At 70.8% G+C, this 17967-nt stretch carries 13 protein-coding genes and 1 pseudogene; 4 read left to right on the forward strand and 10 right to left on the reverse strand.

The window, feature by feature from the left end:
* Window positions 1-28 precede the first annotated feature (28 nt).
* Window positions 29-766 (reverse strand): hypothetical protein, encoded by a 738-nt coding sequence (locus tag CA12_RS20835; RefSeq protein WP_145361044.1) that lies wholly within the window; start codon window positions 764-766, stop codon window positions 29-31.
* A gap of 49 nt (window positions 767-815) precedes the next feature.
* Window positions 816-1763: a 6-phosphogluconolactonase gene (locus CA12_RS20840; protein WP_145361045.1), complete on the reverse strand. Its 948-nt coding sequence runs from the start codon at window positions 1761-1763 to the stop codon at window positions 816-818.
* 95 nt (window positions 1764-1858) lie between these two features.
* On the opposite strand from CA12_RS20840, the gene CA12_RS20845 reads away from it, so the two are divergent.
* Window positions 1859-3220 (forward strand): hypothetical protein, encoded by a 1362-nt coding sequence (locus tag CA12_RS20845; RefSeq protein WP_145361046.1) that lies wholly within the window; start codon window positions 1859-1861, stop codon window positions 3218-3220.
* A gap of 110 nt (window positions 3221-3330) precedes the next feature.
* Here the strand turns inward: CA12_RS20845 and CA12_RS20850 are convergent, their stop codons facing one another.
* Window positions 3331-4536, reverse strand: coding sequence for a 3-oxoacyl-ACP synthase III family protein (locus CA12_RS20850; RefSeq protein ID WP_145361047.1), 1206 nt, complete (start codon window positions 4534-4536; stop codon window positions 3331-3333).
* A gap of 42 nt (window positions 4537-4578) precedes the next feature.
* Here CA12_RS20850 and CA12_RS20855 point away from each other — a divergent pair, with 42 nt between their 5' ends.
* Window positions 4579-5031 carry a hypothetical protein gene (locus CA12_RS20855; protein WP_145361048.1) on the forward strand — a complete coding sequence of 151 codons (453 nt, stop codon included), beginning with the start codon at window positions 4579-4581 and terminating at the stop codon, window positions 5029-5031.
* Here CA12_RS20855 and CA12_RS20860 read toward each other — a convergent pair.
* The 5 genes and pseudogenes from CA12_RS20860 to secA form a co-directional block, all read right to left on the reverse strand.
* A complete protein-coding gene (locus CA12_RS20860; RefSeq protein WP_145361049.1) occupies window positions 5013-5861 on the reverse strand; it encodes a hypothetical protein in 849 nt (282 codons plus the stop codon). The genes CA12_RS20855 and CA12_RS20860 overlap by 19 nt on opposite strands.
* Window positions 5862-5942: 81 nt before the next feature.
* Window positions 5943-7124, reverse strand: a complete 1182-nt coding sequence (gene metK, locus CA12_RS20865; protein WP_145361050.1) for a methionine adenosyltransferase — start codon at window positions 7122-7124, stop codon at window positions 5943-5945.
* A gap of 159 nt (window positions 7125-7283) precedes the next feature.
* Window positions 7284-8663, reverse strand: coding sequence for a 3-deoxy-D-manno-octulosonic acid transferase (locus tag CA12_RS20870; protein ID WP_145361051.1), 1380 nt, complete (start codon window positions 8661-8663; stop codon window positions 7284-7286).
* Between the two features lie 31 nt (window positions 8664-8694).
* Entirely contained in the window at window positions 8695-10164 is a 1470-nt protein-coding gene (locus CA12_RS23315; protein ID WP_449224223.1) for an SEC-C metal-binding domain-containing protein, read from the reverse strand.
* 6 nt (window positions 10165-10170) lie between these two features.
* Window positions 10171-12417: pseudogene (gene secA, locus CA12_RS23320) on the reverse strand (preprotein translocase subunit SecA); the annotation flags it as partial.
* Between the two features lie 367 nt (window positions 12418-12784).
* On the opposite strand from secA, the gene CA12_RS22645 reads away from it, so the two are divergent.
* Both CA12_RS22645 and CA12_RS20885 read left to right on the forward strand, forming a co-directional pair.
* Window positions 12785-13414: a molybdopterin-dependent oxidoreductase gene (locus CA12_RS22645; RefSeq protein ID WP_207622057.1), complete on the forward strand. Its 630-nt coding sequence runs from the start codon at window positions 12785-12787 to the stop codon at window positions 13412-13414.
* 54 nt (window positions 13415-13468) lie between these two features.
* Window positions 13469-14281, forward strand: a complete 813-nt coding sequence (locus tag CA12_RS20885; RefSeq protein ID WP_145361054.1) for a cycloisomerase — start codon at window positions 13469-13471, stop codon at window positions 14279-14281.
* 34 nt (window positions 14282-14315) lie between these two features.
* On the opposite strand, the gene CA12_RS22650 is transcribed toward CA12_RS20885, so the two are convergent.
* Window positions 14316-17384 carry a cytochrome P460 family protein gene (locus tag CA12_RS22650; protein WP_207622058.1) on the reverse strand — a complete coding sequence of 1023 codons (3069 nt, stop codon included), beginning with the start codon at window positions 17382-17384 and terminating at the stop codon, window positions 14316-14318.
* Between the two features lie 86 nt (window positions 17385-17470).
* Window positions 17471-17770 (reverse strand): ferredoxin family protein, encoded by a 300-nt coding sequence (locus CA12_RS20895; RefSeq protein WP_145361055.1) that lies wholly within the window; start codon window positions 17768-17770, stop codon window positions 17471-17473.
* Window positions 17771-17967: the final 197 nt, after the last annotated feature.

A 17967-nucleotide genomic window follows, 5' to 3' on the forward strand; every position in this document is an offset into this window, starting at 1 on the left:
GCCTGGCCACGCGGGAGCGGCGGAGGACTCAGGCGGCGGGAAGGTCCAGCGCCCGCCCGATCGCCTCCGCCAGGAAGCGGGCGTCGTTCTTCTCCTCCAAACCTCGCAGCAGCGTACGCTGGCCGCCGTCGGCCGTGCGGGCGAGGACGTCGTAGGTCGTCTGCGGCTGGTTGGACTTCGCTGAGGAGCTGCCGCGGCGAACGAAGAGAGCGGTGAAGCCGTCGGCGTCGTGGTCGGCCGACCCCCGCCACGGCAGCGGTTCGTGTCGGACCCGCACCCGGCCATGCCCGGCGACGACGCTCGTGCGGTTGAAGAACCCGCAAATGACTGTGTAGGTCAGCCCCACGCCGACGGCGACGTGGGCGACCGGGAAGATCACCATCAGCCATTGGAACGGCCCCCCGCCCATCGGCCCGAAGCCGAACGCCGCCGCGTACCAGAAGATCAGGAACGCGTCCCACCCCACGCAGAAGAACGCCAGCGGGACGTACTTCAGCGAAAACCAGCGCCACCGGATCGCCACGGCGTCGCCGTATTCCTCCACGGTCCACCCCTCCGGACGGGTGACCGGCGCGGCCGGCGGAGCGGAGGATTTGCGTGCCGCGGCGTCCGGGCCGTCGCCGGATCGCTGCTCGGCAGGCGAGCCGAACGCGTCCAGCTTCGACACGACCCCGCAGTGATCGCAAGCCGTCAGCCCGCGGCGAAAGTCGACGCGATCCGCCGACAGCGGCGCGTCGCAGGCCGGACAGCGGACGGGTTCGGGCATGGGGACGGCAACGCTCGGACGGCCGGAATGGATCAGCCCGGACGGGGCGTCAGTTGCACTCCGCTTCCAGCGGCCCTTCCAGTTCGTCCAGGTAGAACAGCCGGCCGGGCAGCGTGGGCATGTACGTGGACGGGATCCACGGCGTCGGCTCGTGGCGGAGCGTCATCCAGAAACTCAGGCCCTGCCACTGCATGCCGCGGCCGAGGACGCCGTCGCAGCCGCCGATGATCCGGTCACTCTGCAGGAACAGCCCCGGGCCGATCGTGTTGGCGTAGGCCGGTACCAGCGTGGTGCGGGATTTGAACGAGGTGATCGCGTTCTGCTCCACGGTGAGCGGGTGCAGCTTCGCCCCGAGGCGGTGGGTCGCGGTCTTCCACTCCGCTTCGCCGTCGTACTCCGCGGCGAAGTGCGGCTCCCAGAAGGCGATGTGACAGACCCGGCCGATTCCGAACACTGTCACCAACTCCGCCCCGTCCGCTTTGAGGGCGGCGATTTTCTCGGCGTAGGTGGGGAGGTTGTCGGCGGTGGCGAAGTTCCGCTGGCTCTGCGGCGGGGCCGACTTGCCCAGGGGGCCGTAGAACGCCTGCGTCATCGCGTTGGTGAAGGCGCCGGGGTCGTGCGGCGGGAGCGTGCCGCCCTCGGCGTCGCTCCATTCGTCCATGTTGAAGCCGTGGACATGCCCGCAGTCCACGCCCCATTCGGTCAGGAAGAAGACCGCCCAGCGGTACATTCCCATCGGCCCGACGGGCAGGATCATTGCCAGTTGATTCCCCGCCTCGCCGGCCCGGCGGATCGTGAGCGCGATCTCGTGGCCCATGCGGACGTCAAAGTCCTCCACGGTGTCGCAGGAGACCGGCTCGAAGTCCGCGTGCCAGTGCGGCTGCCGGTCGCGGGCCGTGCCGGGCTCGCCGACGCAGGCGTCGATCGTCCGTAGGTCCCAGCCGGCGGGGAAGAAGCCTTCCAACAGCGATCCGGGGAGCGTGTCGGGCAGATTCATGGCGGACTCGGGCGGGAGCGGAGGCGGGGGGAGCGGGCGGGTCGCTCACGTTAGCGGGGGTTCGTACACTCCGCCGCCGTTCCCGGCCCGCCGCGATGTCCGACGCCGATTCGCCCCTTCCCCCGCCCGCCGATCCCGAAGGCGAGCCCGCCGAGGTCTCCGCCCCCGGGGCCGCCGCTGCGGCCGAGCCGCCCCCGCGGGTGGAGCCGCGGCCGGTCACCAACCAGCGGGACGGCCTCTCCCCGCCCGTCCCGCCCGGCTTGCCCTTTCCGCCGCCGTCGAATCGTCCCGTCGATTGGGCGTGGTGGCTGCCGGAGGTGCGCCTGCTGGAGGCCCCGCGGATCGCCCTGTCGCCGGTCATCGTGGCACTGGCCTTCGCCGGACTCGTCGCGGCCGCCGCGGGCGACTTCGCGATCCACGAACTGATCGGCGACGCGCGGCCCGAAACCGTGACGGCCTTCCCCTGGGATCCGGCGCCCGCGGCGTACTTCGGTCCGCCGCTGCCGGGCGATCTGGAGGAGCGCCCCGCGGTGCGATCGCTGCTGGCGCCGCTGCACCTTCCGGCGGCGGGCCTAAACGATCTGCTGAGCCTGACTGACTGGCCGCAAACGCTGCGCGGCGCCCTGCGGCTGGGCTGGGCGTTGCTGGTTTGGGGTTTCTTCGGTACCGCGATCTGCCGGGCGGCCGCGGTGCGGTTCGCGGTCGGGGCGAGCGGTTCGCCGGTTGCGGCGCTGCGGATGGCGGGGGGACGGTGGATCAGTTCGCTGGGCAGTCCGCTATTGCCGGCCGTCGGGTTGGGCGTGCTGGCTCTGGGGCTAATCGTGCTGGGTTGGGCGGGCGATCTGCCGGCGGTCGGACCGTGGCTGGTCGCCGTGCTGTGGGGGGCGGCGCTGCTGGCGGGGCTGGCGGCGTTCGTGCTGATCGTGCTGCTGGCCATCGGCTGGCCGCTGATGATCGCGGCGCTCGCCGTGGAGAACTCCGACGCCTTCGACGCCTTCAGTCGCGCGTTCAGCTACGTCCTCGGCCGTCCGCTGCGGCTGGTCGTGCACGTCGTCGCCGGGGCGGCGATCGCGGCCGTCGCCGTCCTGCTGGCCCAACTGGCGACCACGGCGGCGGCGCTGCTCGCCGCGGGATTCGCCGGCGTGGGGATGGGGCCCGAGGATCTGCGGTCGCTCGGCGTGACGCCGGGGGCGGCGGGAACCGCGGACGCCGCCGTCGCGGGTCGGTTCTGGCTGACCCTGTGGGTCGCCCTGCCCGCCGCCTACGCGGCCGGGCTGTTCTGGACGCTGGTCACGGTAAGTTACTTCCTGCTCCGCTACGCCGACGACGGCGTCGAAACGGACGAACTCTGGCAGCCCGACCGGGCCCTTCCCCCCGACGACGGGACGGTCCCCCGCTTCGGCGTCTCAGCCAGCAGCATGCCGGTGATCGAACGCCCGCACCGGCCGACGGTGTAGAAATCTTGTAGAAGCATCAAGGACCAAGAACTCAAGAACCGAGGGGACGAGCGGCCCACCTGCTTTGGTTCTTGAATTCTTGGTCCTTGAGATTTCGACCACAGGCCGCCCTACCAGCGCAACACCCCGGTGCCCCACGTCAGGCCGGCGCCGAATCCGCAGAGCAGCAGGGCGTCGCCCGGTTCGACCCGGCCCTTGCGGACCGCTTCGTCCAGGCAGAGCGGGATCGACGCCGCCGAGGTGTTCCCGTACCGGGAGAGGTTGTTCCAGACCCGTTGCGGATCGAGTCCCAGACAGCCGGCCGCGTGGTCGAGGATGCGGATGTTCGCCTGGTGCAGGAAATAGCCGGCGACCTCGGAGGGGTGCAGGCCCTCGGTCTCCAGCACGTAGCCGATGCTGTGCTCGATCGCCTCCACCGCCCATTTGAAGACGGTGCGGCCGTCCATGGAGAGGTAGTGCCGGCCCTCGGCCACGGCCTCGGGGGTGAGTGGGTGGCGGGTGCCGCCGTGGGGGATCTCCAGCAGCGGCCCGCCGCCGCCGTCGCTGCCGAGTTGGTAGCGAACCAACCCCTGATCCGGCCCGCCGGCGCTCAGTACGACCGCCCCGGCGCCGTCGCCGAACAGCGGGGCGACGGTCATCTCGGTTGGGTTGACGATCCGGCTGTTCAGGTCGGCGCCGATCACCAGAGCGTGCTTGGCGTTGCCGTTGGCGACGTACTGGGCCGCGGTGACCAGGGCGTACATGAACCCGCTGCACGCCGCCTGCACGTCGAAGGCGGGGGCGTCGAGGCCCAGCCGGTGCTGGACGAGGTTCGCGGTGCTCGGGCAGGCCTGATCCGGCGTGAAGGTGCCGACGACCAGCAGATCAATATCGGCGGCCCGCAGCCCCGCGGCGTGCAGGGCGTCCCGGGCGGCGGGGAGGCACAGGTCGCTGGTGGCCTGATCCTCCGGGGCGTAACGACGTTCCAGAATGCCGGTGCGGCGTTCGATCCAACCGGGCTCGAAGCCGTGGCGGACCTCCAGTTCCTCGTTCGTCACGATCCGGTGCGGCACATGCGCGCCGGTGCCGACGATCCGCACCCCCGTCAGCCGCTGGGTGCGACGGGAGCCGCGGAAGTACTTCGGGGTCTTGCGGGGGCGCGGGTCGAGATCCTCGATCGGAACCTCCGAAATTCGGCCGTCGCCCAGGGGCGAGGCGCTGGCGGGCGAGCGGAACGCGTGCCCGTCCGAGGCGACGGCGTCGGGGAGCGTATCGAGGTGGCTCAACGGGACGGCCGGCGGGCGGGCGGAGCGGAACTCGGGCGGAGCCGGATTCATATCAGCGGGCGAGCAGTATACTGGCGCCCCTTTCCGCCAGCCATGCCGGCCCGCGTCGTGCCCGCTCCTTCCTCCCCCGTCCCGGCCGCCGACCGGCACAAGCCGCACCGCATCCGCCTGCGGGGGCCGTGGGAATGGCTCGAAGCGGGCGCCCCCCCCGCCCCCGCCCGCCTGCCGTTTCGTGCGGAGGCCCCGGGCGTGCTGCGTCGCCTTTTCAACACCCCGACCGGGCTGGACGACGGCACGACGGTGCGGCTGACAGTGGACGCGACGCCGCCCCTGCCCTCGGCGACGGTGAATGACGCCCCCCTCGCCGGCCCGCCGGACGGCGGCGCCGAAGCGGAGATCACCCCGCTGCTGGGCGCCGCGGGCTCACGCTGTCGGTTGGACCTGACTCTATCTGTGGGCACGCTGGTGGAGGCCGCCGCCCTCGAACTGCACCTGCCCGGCCCGCCGACGGCGGCTCAGACATCGACTCAGACGGCGGCTTCGTAGCAGACCCGTACGGGGCCGCACTCGCCGTCCGGGCGGACGACCTCGAATCGCACGCCCTGCGGCAGAACCCGGCTCGCCCGCACTCTTCCGAGGCCGTCCGCTGGATGGCAGCGAACCCGCGGCACCCCCGGCAACGCCGGCCAGAACAACACATGGGCGCTGCCGACGCCGCCCTCGCAGTGCACCAGCAACTCCCCCTCTACCACGTCCGCGGTGCGAGAGAGCCACTGATCCGGCTCCGGCCCCTCGAGTTCGTCTTCCTCGAGATCCTCCTCGAACCCCGGCTCCTCAAGCTCCGGGTCGTGTTGAACGATCGGAGCGAAGGCCCGCAGGTCGTCGTGAGCCCGGAGCAGAAGCTCCGGCGGCGCCTCGTCCGCCCTGCTGGCGACGTCGCGGGTCGAGGCCTGCGTACCTGCGGCGCCAAGGCCCGGCAGCCCGAGGCGCACGCCGAGGTTGTGCAGCATCGCGGACCCACCCGGCCTCGGCTCGCGTCTCGGGCTGCCAGGGGGCCGAACGCCGGGGCCGGAGACCCGCAGGGCGATCCAGGCGGCGAGCGCCATGAGCGTCGCCCCGTTCCAGCCGAAGGCGCCGATCGTCCAACCGGCGAGCGGCGCCGCGGCGACCCAGCCGCGCCAAAGCGGCGGCGCGTTCCGCCAACCCCACACGGCGGCTGCCGCGGCGAGGCCGGCCGCGAGCGTCGCCCGCACCGGCCACGGCCCGGTCGCCAAACCGAGTGCCAGCCCGACGAGCGGCACGACCGCCGCCAGCCCCCACGCCGCCGCGAGCGCCGGGCCGATCCACGGGCGACAGCGGGGCGAGGCGGCGAACATCCCCCCGACCATCGATCGGGGCGGGCCGCCGGGTCAACGCGGGTTTCGCCCGGCCGGTCCGGTGGCCGCCCCGGGGCGGCGTCAGGAGTGAGCCAGCTTCTTCAGGGCGGCGGCGTGCTCGGTCTGCTCCCAGGTGAAGGCGTCGCCGGTGCGGCCGAAGTGCCCGCCGTGCGCGGTGTCGCGGAACACCGGCCGCCGCAGATCGAGGTGCTCGATGATCGCCCGCGGGGTCAGCGGGAAGATTTCGCGGATGGCGGCGGTCAGCTTCTCCTCCGGCAGTTCGCTGGTCCCGAAGGTCTCGCACCGCACGCTGACCGGATCGCTCACGCCGATGGCGTAGGCGAGCTGCACTTCGCAGTACTCGGCGAGGCCGGCGGCGACGACGTTCTTGGCGACGTGCCGGGCCATGTAGGCGGCGCTGCGGTCCACCTTGGTGGCGTCCTTGCCGCTGAACGCCCCGCCGCCGTGCCGGCCCCAGCCGCCGTAGGTGTCCACGATGATCTTCCGTCCGGTCAGACCGCAGTCGCCGTCCGGACCGCCGATCACGAAGTGCCCGGTCGGGTTGATGTGATAGGTGACGTTCCCGTCCAGCATCTCGGCGGGGATGGCGTCCTTTACGACCACGTCCCGCACGAAGGACTTGATGTCCGCCTGGCTGACGTTTTTGGTGTGCTGGGTGGAGACGACGACGGCGTCCACGGCGACGGGGCGGTCGTCCTCGTAACGGACCGTGACCTGCGACTTGCTGTCCGGCCGCAGCCAGTCGACCTCGCCGCTGAAGCGGGCCTGGTTCAGCCGGGCCAGCACCTTGTGGGCGAGGCTGATCGGCAGCGGCATCAGTTCCGGCGTCTCCTGGCAGGCGTAGCCGAACATCAGCCCCTGGTCGCCGGCGCCGACGTCCTTCGCGTCCTTGGCGTCCACGCCCATCGCGATGTCGGCGCTCTGCTCGTGCAGGTAGCTGTCGAACGAGAGGGTGTCGGCGTGGAACTTCACGTCCTCGTCCAGGTAGCCGATGTCCCGCACGACGCCGCGGACGACCGGCTCCAGATCCGGAAAGGCGACGCCGTCCGGCAGCCGCAGTTCCCCGCCGAGCACGACGCGGTTCGTCGTGCAGAGGGTTTCGCAGGCGCACCGCACCTCGGCCCGCTGCGCTTCGGGCGTGGCGGACAGCAGGGCGTCCAGCACGGCGTCGGAGATCTGATCGGACACCTTATCCGGGTGCCCCATGCTCACCGATTCGCTGGTGAAGAGGAAGTTCGCCATGGGGACTCCGATCGGCGCGCACGCGAGGCGCGAAACTGTTCGAGATTAAACGCGGCGGGCGCGTCGGGGAATCAGTGAAGTGAGGCCTGAGCCGGTTCGCCGGCGGCCGAGAGTCTAGCGGTCCGCCGGCCGACCGGGCAAACCGGCCACCCGCGCCGCTCACGCAGCCCGCGCCAGCGGCGTATCCGCTGCGACGCCGCCAACCGGCAGCAGGGCGACGAGGGCGTCCGCGGTACCGGCCGTCGCACCGGCGTTCTCCCGAATGACCCGCTGCGCCCGGGCGCCGATCGCGGACCGCTCCGCCGGGTCTTCAAGGAACCGCAGCGCCGCGGCGGCGAGCGATTCGGCGTCCGTCACCTCCACCACCGCGTCGGCGGCGGTTAGCTTGGCGACCACGTCGGCGAAATTGCGGGTGTTCGGCCCGAGGGTCACCGCGGCCCCGTACGCCGCGGGTTCGAGCATGTTCTGGCCGCCGCGGTCGTTCAGGCTCCCGCCGACGAACGCGACCGTCGCCAAGCCCCACGCGGCGGAGAGGTCGCCGAGGGTGTCGAGCAGTAGGACGGGGTGAGGCGGGAGGGGTGATGAGGGAGGAGAGATTGGCGAGTCGGCGGACGTCTTCCCCTCCCTCCTCCCTCCTCCCCCCTCACTCCGAATCCGGCTGAGGCGGCGGACGGCGACGTCCCGCCCCGCCACCAGCGCCGCCACCGCGTCGAACCGCTCCGCGTGACGGGGGGCGATCAGCAGGCGGCAGTCGGGGACCGTGAGGCGGATCTGTTGGTACGCGTCCAGCACGATCGCCTCCTCCGGGTCGCCGGTGCTGCCGGCGAGCAAGACCTGTTCGGCGGGGTGGAGTCCGAAGGCCTCGCGTAGTGCCTGTGTAGCGGGGTTGGCCGGATCGACGTGCAGGCCGTCGAACTTCACGCTGCCGGTGACGGCGACCCGCGCGGGATCAGTACCGAGGGCGACGAAGCGGTCGGCGTACTCCTCCGTCTGCGTTCCCACCCAGCCCAGCCGGGCGAAGGTGCCGCGGATCAGCGGGCGGATGCGGCGGTAGCCGCGAAAGCTGTTGGCGCTCAGGCGGCCGTTCACCACGGCGACCGGCACGCCGGCGGCCTCGCAGCGGCGGACGAGGTTCGGCCAGAGTTCCAACTCGACCAGTGCCAGCACGGAGGGCCGGGTCCGGGCGAGGAAGGCGTCGATCGCCCAACTGAAATCCAGCGGAGCCTGATGCACATCGACGTCCGGCAGCTTGCGGCGGGCCACGTCCAGGCCGGTGCCGGTGGAGACGGTGACGACGTGCGCCGCGTCCGGCCGCCGCTCCCGCACGGCGGCGATCAGGTTCGGCAGTTGGAGGACCTCGCCCACGCTGACGGCGTGCCACCAGACGCAGGGCCCCTGCTCCGTCCGCGGCTCGACGCGGCCGGTCAGCTTCTGCTTCCAGCCGCTGCGGTCCTTGCCCTGCACCAGTCGACGCCACGCCAGGAGGGGCGTCGCGAGGACCAGCGTGAGCAGGTAGGCGGCGTTGAACAGGTGCGGCATTCCCTTGCCGGGCAAGCGTAATCGTCGGCGGTCAGGCGTCGGCGCCGTGGCACTTCTTGTACTTCTTGCCGCTGCCGCAGGGGCACGGGTCGTTGCGGCCGACGTCCGGGCCGGTGTTGTGGATCGGGGCAACGGCGACTTCGCCCTCGCCGCCGCGGTTGGTGGAGAGGTCCGGTTCGGCGCCGCGGCCGGAGGGGGCGTCGCCGGCGGAGTGATCCGGGGACGGGGCGGTGTCCGCGGCGGGGGCGGCGTGCACGGCCCGGGCCTCGGTCAGGCGCCAGAGGCCGCCGACGAACTGCTGGCTGTCGCGTTCCAGGCGGAAGATCGCCCGGGTGACCTGCTCGCCGACGCGGTCCCACATGTCGTTGAACGCCTTGCGGCCTTCGCGCTTGTACTCCGTCTTGGGGTCCTTCTGGGCGTAGCTCGACAGGCCGATGCCGCTGCGAACCTGGTCCATGTGATAGAGGTGATCCTTCCAGGCGCCGTCCAGCACCTCGAGGATCAGCAGGCGTTCGGCGTGGGCCAATTCCGGGCGGTAGCGTTCCTCGTAGGGTTTGAGGAGCACCTGCCGGGCGCGGGCCTTGGGCAGCGTGGCGATCTGCGTGGCTTCGAGACCGGCTTCGAACTCCTTGTTCGCCCAGTCGATCAGCGGTTTGAGGTCCTCGGGCCGCTCCGCTTTCCGGGTGCGGTCCGGGCTGTCGAGACGGGGCATCGGATCGACGCCGCGGCCGCCGTAGACGCGGTCGAGGGTGTCGTCCACCTTCTCCGCGACCTCGCCGTTGACGAAATACCCGCGGGAGGCGTCCGCCAGCAGGCCGACCAACTCGTTCTTGGGGGTGTTCTCCACCGCGGCGGGGTCCAGCGGCTTCTCGAACCGGCCGCTCGCCCAGCGGGCCAGCCCCAGTCGGTCGCCGCCGCTGCTGCCGTCCTGCAGGAAGCGGGTCAGGCCGACGGTGACGGGGAACATCACCTCCTTGTCCTTGTACATCCGGTCGAGGCGCTTCATCACCTCGACCTTGACCTCAGCCGGATTGTCCAGCTCGGCGAAGTCCGCCGGATCGACCCGCAGGGCGAACTGCTGGCCGAGGAAGTGGGCGAGGCTGATCCGCGGGTAGTCCTCCCGCAGCACTTCTTCCAGCACCCCGGCGACGGTCCGCTGCGGCGGGACGGGCATCCCGCGGTCGTCCCGCTGGACGACGTTCCGCATCTTCTTGTCCTGGGCGAGGCTGTCGGCGACGTCCTGCCCCAGTTCGCTGCGGTCGATCGCCTGGTGGGCCCGCTCGCGGAGGTAGTCCTCCACCTCGTCGGGGCCGATCTTCTTCAGCTCGCGGTCGTTCGTATTGAGCCCGAACCGGCCGTTCGCCCAACGGGAGAGGGCCAGCCAGTTGTAGGACTCGGTGGAGCGACCCTCGTCGTCCACCTCGACGGAGAGGTTCTCCGCGACGTTCTCCGCGATGGAGCCGTCGGCCTGCTCCAGGGCTTCGTCCCGGAGGATGACCATCAGCTGCTCGAGGGTGGAGCCCTCGATGCGGTCCGGGTCGACGTCCAGCCCGAAGGCGTTGTGGGCGATCTCCGCGACCGTCCGCCAGGGGTAGAGCTTGTCATAAAAGTGCTCGACGCGGCGTTCGACCTGCCGGCGAATCATCTCGTGGATGATGTCCCGGCAGTTCGCCCCCTCGAGGATGTCCTGCCGGAAGCGGTAGACCTGCTTCCGCTGGTCGTCCATCACCTCGTCGTATTCGAGGAGGTTCTTCCGCTGGTCGAAGTGGCGTTCTTCGACCTTCTTCTGGGCGCCCTCGATGCGGCGGGAGACCATCTTGGACTCGATGAATTCGCCCTCCTTCATCCCGGCCATATCCAGCGCCCGCTGGACGAACTCGCCGGCGAAGACGCGCATCAGGCGGTCTTCGAGGGAGACGTAGAACCGCGAGGAGCCCGGGTCGCCCTGGCGTCCGGCCCGGCCGCGGAGCTGGTTGTCGATCCGGCGGCTGTCGTGCCGTTCGGTGCCGATGACGTGCAGGCCGCCGGCGGCGCGGATCTCGTTGGCCTCCCGTTTCATGCCCTCCCGCTCGGAGATCTCCGCGGTGAGGCGATCCCAGTCGCCCTTGGGGACGTCCAGGCGGCTTTCGTGCGTGCGGCGGAGTTCCTCCCAGGCGGCGTAGTCCGGGTTGCCGCCGAGGATGATGTCGGTGCCGCGGCCGGCCATGTTGGTGGCGATCGTGACCGCGCCCTTGCGGCCGGCCTGGGCGATCAATTCGCTCTCGCGTTCGATCTGCTTGGCGTTGAGCACGTTGTGCTTCACGCCCCGCTTGTTCAGCTTGTTGGAGACCTTCTCGCTGGCCTCGATCGACGTGGTGCCGATGAGCACGGGGCGGCCCTTCTGGTGCTCCTCGAGCACCTCGTCGGCGACGGCGTCCCACTTCTCCTTTTCGGTCCGGCAGACGAGGTCCGGGTGGTTCTCGCGCTGGAGCGGCCGGTTCGTCGGGACGGCGACGACGTCCAATTTATAAATCTTGAGAAATTCGTCCGCTTCGGTCATCGCCGTACCGGTCATCCCGGACAGCTTGCCGTACAGCTTGAAGAAGTTCTGAAGCGTGACCGTGGCGTAGGTCTGCGTCTCCGGCTTGATCTTGACCCCCTCCTTCGCCTCGACCGCCTGGTGCAGGCCGTCGGACCACTGGCGGCCCTCCATCGGGCGGCCGGTGTTTTCGTCGACGATGATCACCTGCCCGTTGCGGACCATGTACTGGTCGTCACGTTTATACAGGTGGTGGGCCTTGAGGGCGTTGTCGATGAAGTGCGGCCACTCCATGTTGCCGGCCGTGTAGAACGACTCGACGCCGGCCATTTCCTCGGCCCGGCGGACGCCGGACTCGGTGAGGTGGCAGGTGCGTTCCTTCTCTTTGATCTCGAAGTCCTGCCCGGCCTTGAGCTGGCGGGCAATGCGGTCGGCGACCGGGTAGCGGGAGACGTCGTCGTGGGCCGGGCCGCTGATAATCAGCGGGGTGCGGGCCTCGTCGATCAGGATGTTGTCGATCTCGTCGACGATCGCGTAGTCCAGCGGGCCCTGCACCTGGAGGTCCAGGCGGGGCTTCATGTTGTCCCGCAGGTAGTCGAAGCCGAACTCGTTGCTGGTCCCGTAGGTGATGTCGCAGGCGTATTGAACTTGACGCTCCGGCGGTTGCATGCCGGACTGGATCGCCCCCACGGTGAGGCCCAGGGCAGTGTGGATCGGGCCGATCCACTCCATGTCGCGCTTGGCGAGGTAATCGTTGACGGTGATGACGTGCACGTGCCCGGCCAACGCGTTGAGAAACGCCGGGCCGGAGGAGACGAGGGTTTTGCCCTCGCCGGTGGTCATCTCAGCGATCATCCCCTGGTGCAGGATGGCGCCGCCGATCATCTGCACGTCGTAGTGCCGCATCTTCGCGACGCGCTTGGACGCCTCCCGCACCCGGGCGAAGGCCTCGGGCAGCAGGTCGTCGAGGGTTTCGCCCTTCTTCAGCCGGGCGCGGAAGTCCGCGGCGGTGTTCTTCAGTTGCTCGTCGGAGAGCTTCTCCAGCTCCGGTTCGAGCTTGTTGATCCGGTCGAGCGTGGAGCCGGGCACGACGGTGGTGGAGCCGTCCTTGCCGCGAACGAAGCCGAGCTGCCGCACGCGGCGCTCGTTGCTGGAGCCGAAGAGTTTGGTGATCGCGTTGGTGATGCCGCCGGTGGCAGCTTCGAACACGTCGCCGATGCGGTCGAGTTGTTCCATCGTGGGGGGCCGGTCGTCGGCCCTCGGGGCCGGTTGGGGGTTGTTCCGACAGACAGTCCGCGGAGTTCCGATTCGGGGAACCGGGCGGGCCGTGCCGGATTTGACGCAAGTTCCGAAACCGTCCAACCTTATTGGCGGTCGGCGGGGGGGTCAACGTGAACCTGCGTCCGCCGGTTCACGGTTCGTTCTCTTCTTCATTCGCTCTCGCGGCCCGCCCGCCCTGTACCGCCCCGCCGACGACCCGCTCTACCAGCCCGGCCCGGCCCCCACGGCGGACGACGCCCCGCCGGCCGCGGCGGTCGCCCCGGACGTCCGCCGCACCGCCGACCGCCTCCCGCCCGGGCAGACGCGAACCAGGAAGTGGCCCGTGCTGCACGCCGCCGACGTGCCGGCGGTGACGAAAGAAACGTGGTCGCTGACCGTCTCCCGACCGGCGGTCCGAAAGGAACAGGGCGAGCCGCTGACGCTCGACTGGGCCGCCTACGCCGCCCTGCCCCGCGTGGAGGTCTTCGCAGACTTCCACTGCGTCACCCGCTGGAGCCGGCTGGGGACCACCTGGGCCGGGGTGAGCACGCGGACCATCGCTGCCCTCGCCGGCTGGCCCGTCCCCGATGATCCGACGTCCGCGGCCGGGTATGTGATCGCCGGCGGGGCCGACGCGGTCGGTTCGGGGAAGAACTGGACGACGAACCTGCCGCTGGCGGACTTTTTCTCGCCGCACGCCCTGCTGTGCGACACGGCCGACGGCATCCCCCTGCCGGCGGACCACGGGGCGCCGGTGCGGCTGATCGTGCCGCACCTCTACGCCTGGAAGAGCGCCAAGTGGCTCGTTTCCCTGCGCCTGAGCGACCGCGACGAACCCGGCTACTGGGAACGCCTCGGCTACGCCGACCGCGGCGACCCCTGGCTGACGAACGCCGTGAACCCGGATGGCGAACGCTTCCGCGACTCCGCCGGCCGCCGTCCAGATGGCGGCGACGAAGCGATGATGATTTGAGGAAGGCCGCCGCCTTCGGTTGAGTCGTTCACGGCCCGTCCCCACGCTGAGGCGATGCTGCACGTCCTCGCCTTCGCCCTGCTCGCCCCCCCGCTGCCGGTCGGCGCGGCGTTCGAGGAGGTCGCTACGTTCAAGGCCCCGGAGGCCCACCAGGCGGTCGCCGTGGATGCGGACTGCTTCTACGCGATCGGCAACCGCGTGATCGCCAGGTACGACAAACGCACCGGCGAACGGCTGGCGACGATCGAGGCGAGCGACGAACTCCCGCTGATCCACATGAACGGCGGCGTGGTGCAGGACGGCCGGCTCGTCGTCTCGCACAGCAACTTCCCGTTCACGCCGATGACGGGCTCGATCGAGACCTTCGACGCCGCGACGCTGGAACACCTTGACTCGGAAAGCCTCGGCCGGACGGACGGTTCGCTCACCGCCGTGCTGCCGGGACGGCCGTACCCCCTCCCCCGGCGGCTGGGCCTCCCGCAGACGCTGGTCTTCGCCCATTACGAACTGCCGAAGATCCCGGGCTACGGAACCGGCTCCGCCCGGACGGAGATCGTGCGGGAGCTGGGCGAACGGCGGGAGGGCTACCTGCTGCCGGAGCCCGTCGTCGGGCGGGTGCGGCCCCACTCGGTCAGCGGCGCCACGAACGCCGGTTCGCGTTCGCTCTGGCTGTCCGGCCACGATCGGCCGGAACTGTACCGCGTCGGCTTCCCCCCGGCCGGCAGCGAGATGGTCCTCGAAGCGATCCACCCCGCCCCGATCGCCGGACAGGGCATCGCAGCGGACCCCGTCGAACCCGGCGTGCTGTGGGGCACCCGGCGGCGGGAGGGGCTCGTCGTGAAAATGCGGCTCAACGCGGCCCCGTAACGCCGAGGCCCCGCGGGGCCTCGGCGTTACGTTTTCACCGCACCTTCGCCTCCGCGGCGACGATGGGCAGCTTCCAGTTGGCGATCGGGGTGCCCTCGGTCTTCAGGTTCGCGCAGAGGGCGTACAATCGACGGGCCGCGGGGCCGGGTTCGGCGTCGGCCGGGCCGTTCATCACGGTGAACAGGTTTCGCAGGAAATACGGCGGGGTCGCCTGATAGAACAGCCGCGCCCGCACGGTGCAGGTGGACGGGTCGACGCCCTCCGGCACGGTCATTTCGTAGCGGGTCACGTCGGCCCCGTCGCCGGCGGCGAAGTCGGCGTCTTGGGCGGCCAGCGGGCCTGGCCGGGTGGCGACGAGGTAGGCCCCGTCGAGGTCCGGCGAGGGGCCGTCGTGCGTCCACCCGCGGGGCAACAGGCGATTGTCCTTCACCGTTTCGCAGCCGTGCACGAAGCTGGTCGTGAACCGCCCGGCGTCGTTCTTCAACAGCGTTTCGTAGATCTGCACCTGCGACGGATCGGTGACGACCGCGTGGTGCGGCTGGTACTGCTCGACCCCGTCGGCGTCTTCGACGAAGAACTCCGTCGGCAGCGGCTCCCCGGCGGCGTCGACGAGGGTACCGGTCGCGTCCGTGGCCCCGCTGATCCAGACCGTCTTCCCGTCCTCGTTCAGCAGCGACACCTCCAGGAACGCCCGCCGGAAACCCACCCCCGTCGGGAAGCGGTGCCCGGCGAGGTTTTCGACGCGTACGTCGGCCGTCACCGCCCCGTGCCGCGGCGTCGCGGTGACCGCGATGCGGGCCGTCTTGGACGCGGCGGTCTGCACCATCCCGGCGATCGCGTTCGGCAGGTCGTTGGTCCCGCCGGTCATGAAGTCGGTCTTGCGAACCCCAAGCACATCGTCGTGCTGCCGGGTCAGTTCAAGCAGAAAGACATTCAGCCCGGAGAAGTCGTGCCGGCGGTAGCCCTCGCGGACGGGGATCGTCAGGTCCACGTGCGGGGCGAGGTTCTCGGCGTCCGGATAGGTGGCGTCCTGCACCACGGCGATGCGGGAACGGGTCTTCGGGCCGTCCGGCGTGCCGTCGGTCGTGTCGCTCATGTGGCACTCCTGGCAGGACTGCCCGTGCGGGTTCTTCGAGCCGTCCGGGCCGACAAACTCCGTCTGGAAGTCGCTGTTGAGCCATTCGAGGTAGGTCGCCTGCTCCACGTGATGGTGGAAGTCGCGGAAGCTCGGCGTGCTGTCGGCCGCGGCGAGGGCGCCGTCGTGGTCGTGGGCGTCGTGGGCGTGGCCCCCGCGCCCAGCGTGGACGTCCAGCGGCAGGTCGACGTTCGGCAGGCTGACCACATGGCAGGTGCCGCACATCCGGCTGTCGGTGAGGTACTCGCTGGTCCTCGGCCTCATTCCGGTGGCGTGGTGCATCACGTAGGGGCGGAGGGAATCCTCCTTGTCCGGGGCGGCGATCTCGCCCGGCGGGCCGAAGACCGCGTTGCCGGTGGTGTTCTCGTCGAGGTAGTGCCGCAGGTCGCTGCGCTTGTCCCCGGCCGGCTGTTCCCGCGGGACCATCCGGTGACAGACCAGGCAGCTCACCCCGTCCCGGGCGAGGGCCCCGTAGCGGTCGTCGCCGAGGCCGATGTGGGCGTCCGCCGCGGCGGTGGCGGCGTGGTTCGCCAGGGTGAAGCGCGCGTCGGGGCCGCCGTCGTCGTGATAGGCGTGTCGGCCCATCGCCCCGTGGCAACGCAGGCAGGCGTCCTGCAGGTCTCGGGCGAGGGCCTTGGCCTGCTCCGCCGGGAACTCCCGGCGGACGATCGCCAGTTCGGTCTCCAGTTGGGCGAGGAAGAACGGGTCGCGGCCGGCCAGGCCCATCGGCGTCCAGCGCCACTCGCCGTAGGGCGACTGGTGCAGACCGTCGGCGCCGTACTCCGCCCGGTCCGGGTCATCTTTCTTCCCCAGCGGGAGGAACATCGCCGGACCGAACGGCGCCGTCAGACCCGCGTGACAGCCCATGCACTGATTCGACGTCGCCCAGTTCCGGGCCGGCCCGTCGCCCTCTGCGGGGGCCACCGGGGCCCAGTCGTGGGTCACGCCCGGGAGGTGATCGCAGTCGCACAACTCCGCGTTCGGCAGCGAACCGAACCGGGCGAGGAACGCCGCGTCGACGGAACGCTCCGGTCGGTCGCAGACCCCCGGCCGGGTGCAGCCGGGGTGGGAGCCGTGGCCATCGGCGGCGTCGCCTTCCTCCTCGGCGTCCGCCTTCCCCGCGGCGATCCAGGTGCCCAGCGCCGCCAGCAGGGCGTCGTTGGCGGTGACGGTCGGTTCGGCCTCCGCGGTCGCCTCTTCCCGCCAACTGTCGTCCACGCGGAACAGCAGCGGCTCGCCGGGGAAGCCCTCAATGTTCCGCAGGGAGGCGAACAAGAACTCGTTGTCCCGGGCGGCCGGGTCCTCGACGCCGGGGCTCTTCGTCGCCCCGTGGCACCGCGTGCAGTAGTGGCCGAAGCCGCTGACGGGATGCTCGTTGGTGGCGTGGTTGTCCGCCGGCTCCGTGTCCGGGGCGGGGTTGCTCCAGAACCAGCCGTCGCGGGAGCCTTTGGAGTCCTTCACCATCACCGTCCAGCTTTGCAGGCTGGCCCGCAGTTCCTCCTCGCTCTTGCCGGCGTGGCGGGCGGCGGGAGCGTCGTACTGCTCTTTGATGACAATCGCCCCGTCCGGCAGCGCGCCGAGGCGGCCGGCCTTCAGCCATTCGATCACCTCCGGGCTGTACCAGACGCGCACCGCCGGGTGCGTGCCGTAGTACTTGCCGTTCAGGTACGGCCCGGTGTCGCGGACGATCCCGTCCTGCTCCCAGCCCAGTTCGACGTAGGTGCGGTCGTTCAGGAAGGGGAACAGAACCGCCTCGAACGCCGCGACGGAGCCGTCCGAGGGTCGCGGCAAACCGGCGGGCCGGCCGTGCGGGGCGGCGCCCGGCGCCGGGGGGACGGCGCCCGTTCCGCGGTCCGCCGGATCGGCGCCGCGGACGGCCGCGGTTCCCAGAGCGATCAGCAGGGCCGCCGCCGCCGTGACGGCGGCGGGGACGACGCCGGGGCGGAGCGAACCGGGGGGACGCGGCACGGGGCGAGCTCAGAAGGAGGCGATCCTCCATCCTATCGGCAGAATCGCCGCGTCCCTCCCAATCCGATCCCTCACGCCGAAATCGGCTAGGCCTGCTGGCAGGCGGCGTCGTCGCCGCCCATGGGGGGCTTCTGCTCCGTGATGACGGGGCACTGCGGGGACATGTCCGCGTTCAACTGCGTGAACTCGTTCCACTCCTCGGGGAGGTTGTCCTCGTGGAAGATCGCCTCGACCGGGCACTCCGGCACGCAGGCCTCGCAGTCAATGCACTCGTCCGGGTGGATGTAGAGCATGCTTTCCCCCTCGTAAAAGCATTCCACCGGGCACACGACCACGCAGTCGGTGTATTTGCAGTTGAAGCAGGGCTCGGCGACGACGTGCGTCATAATGGAAGAGGGGAACCGACAAGCGGTCTCGACAGCGGATCAAAACGGGGACGCTGTTCTAGTCGGCAGGCGCGGCCCCTTCAACCCGCACAGATTTCACAGCGTCCGCGCGCCCGGGACCGCGATCCGTTGTCCGGCCCGGCGCGGCGGTCGTAGACTCCGGCGGCGGGCACGGACCGGCCCCGCCGATCGGGCCG

Source organism: Alienimonas californiensis, assembly GCF_007743815.1.
GTDB classification, from domain to species: Bacteria; Planctomycetota; Planctomycetia; order Planctomycetales; family Planctomycetaceae; genus Alienimonas; species Alienimonas californiensis.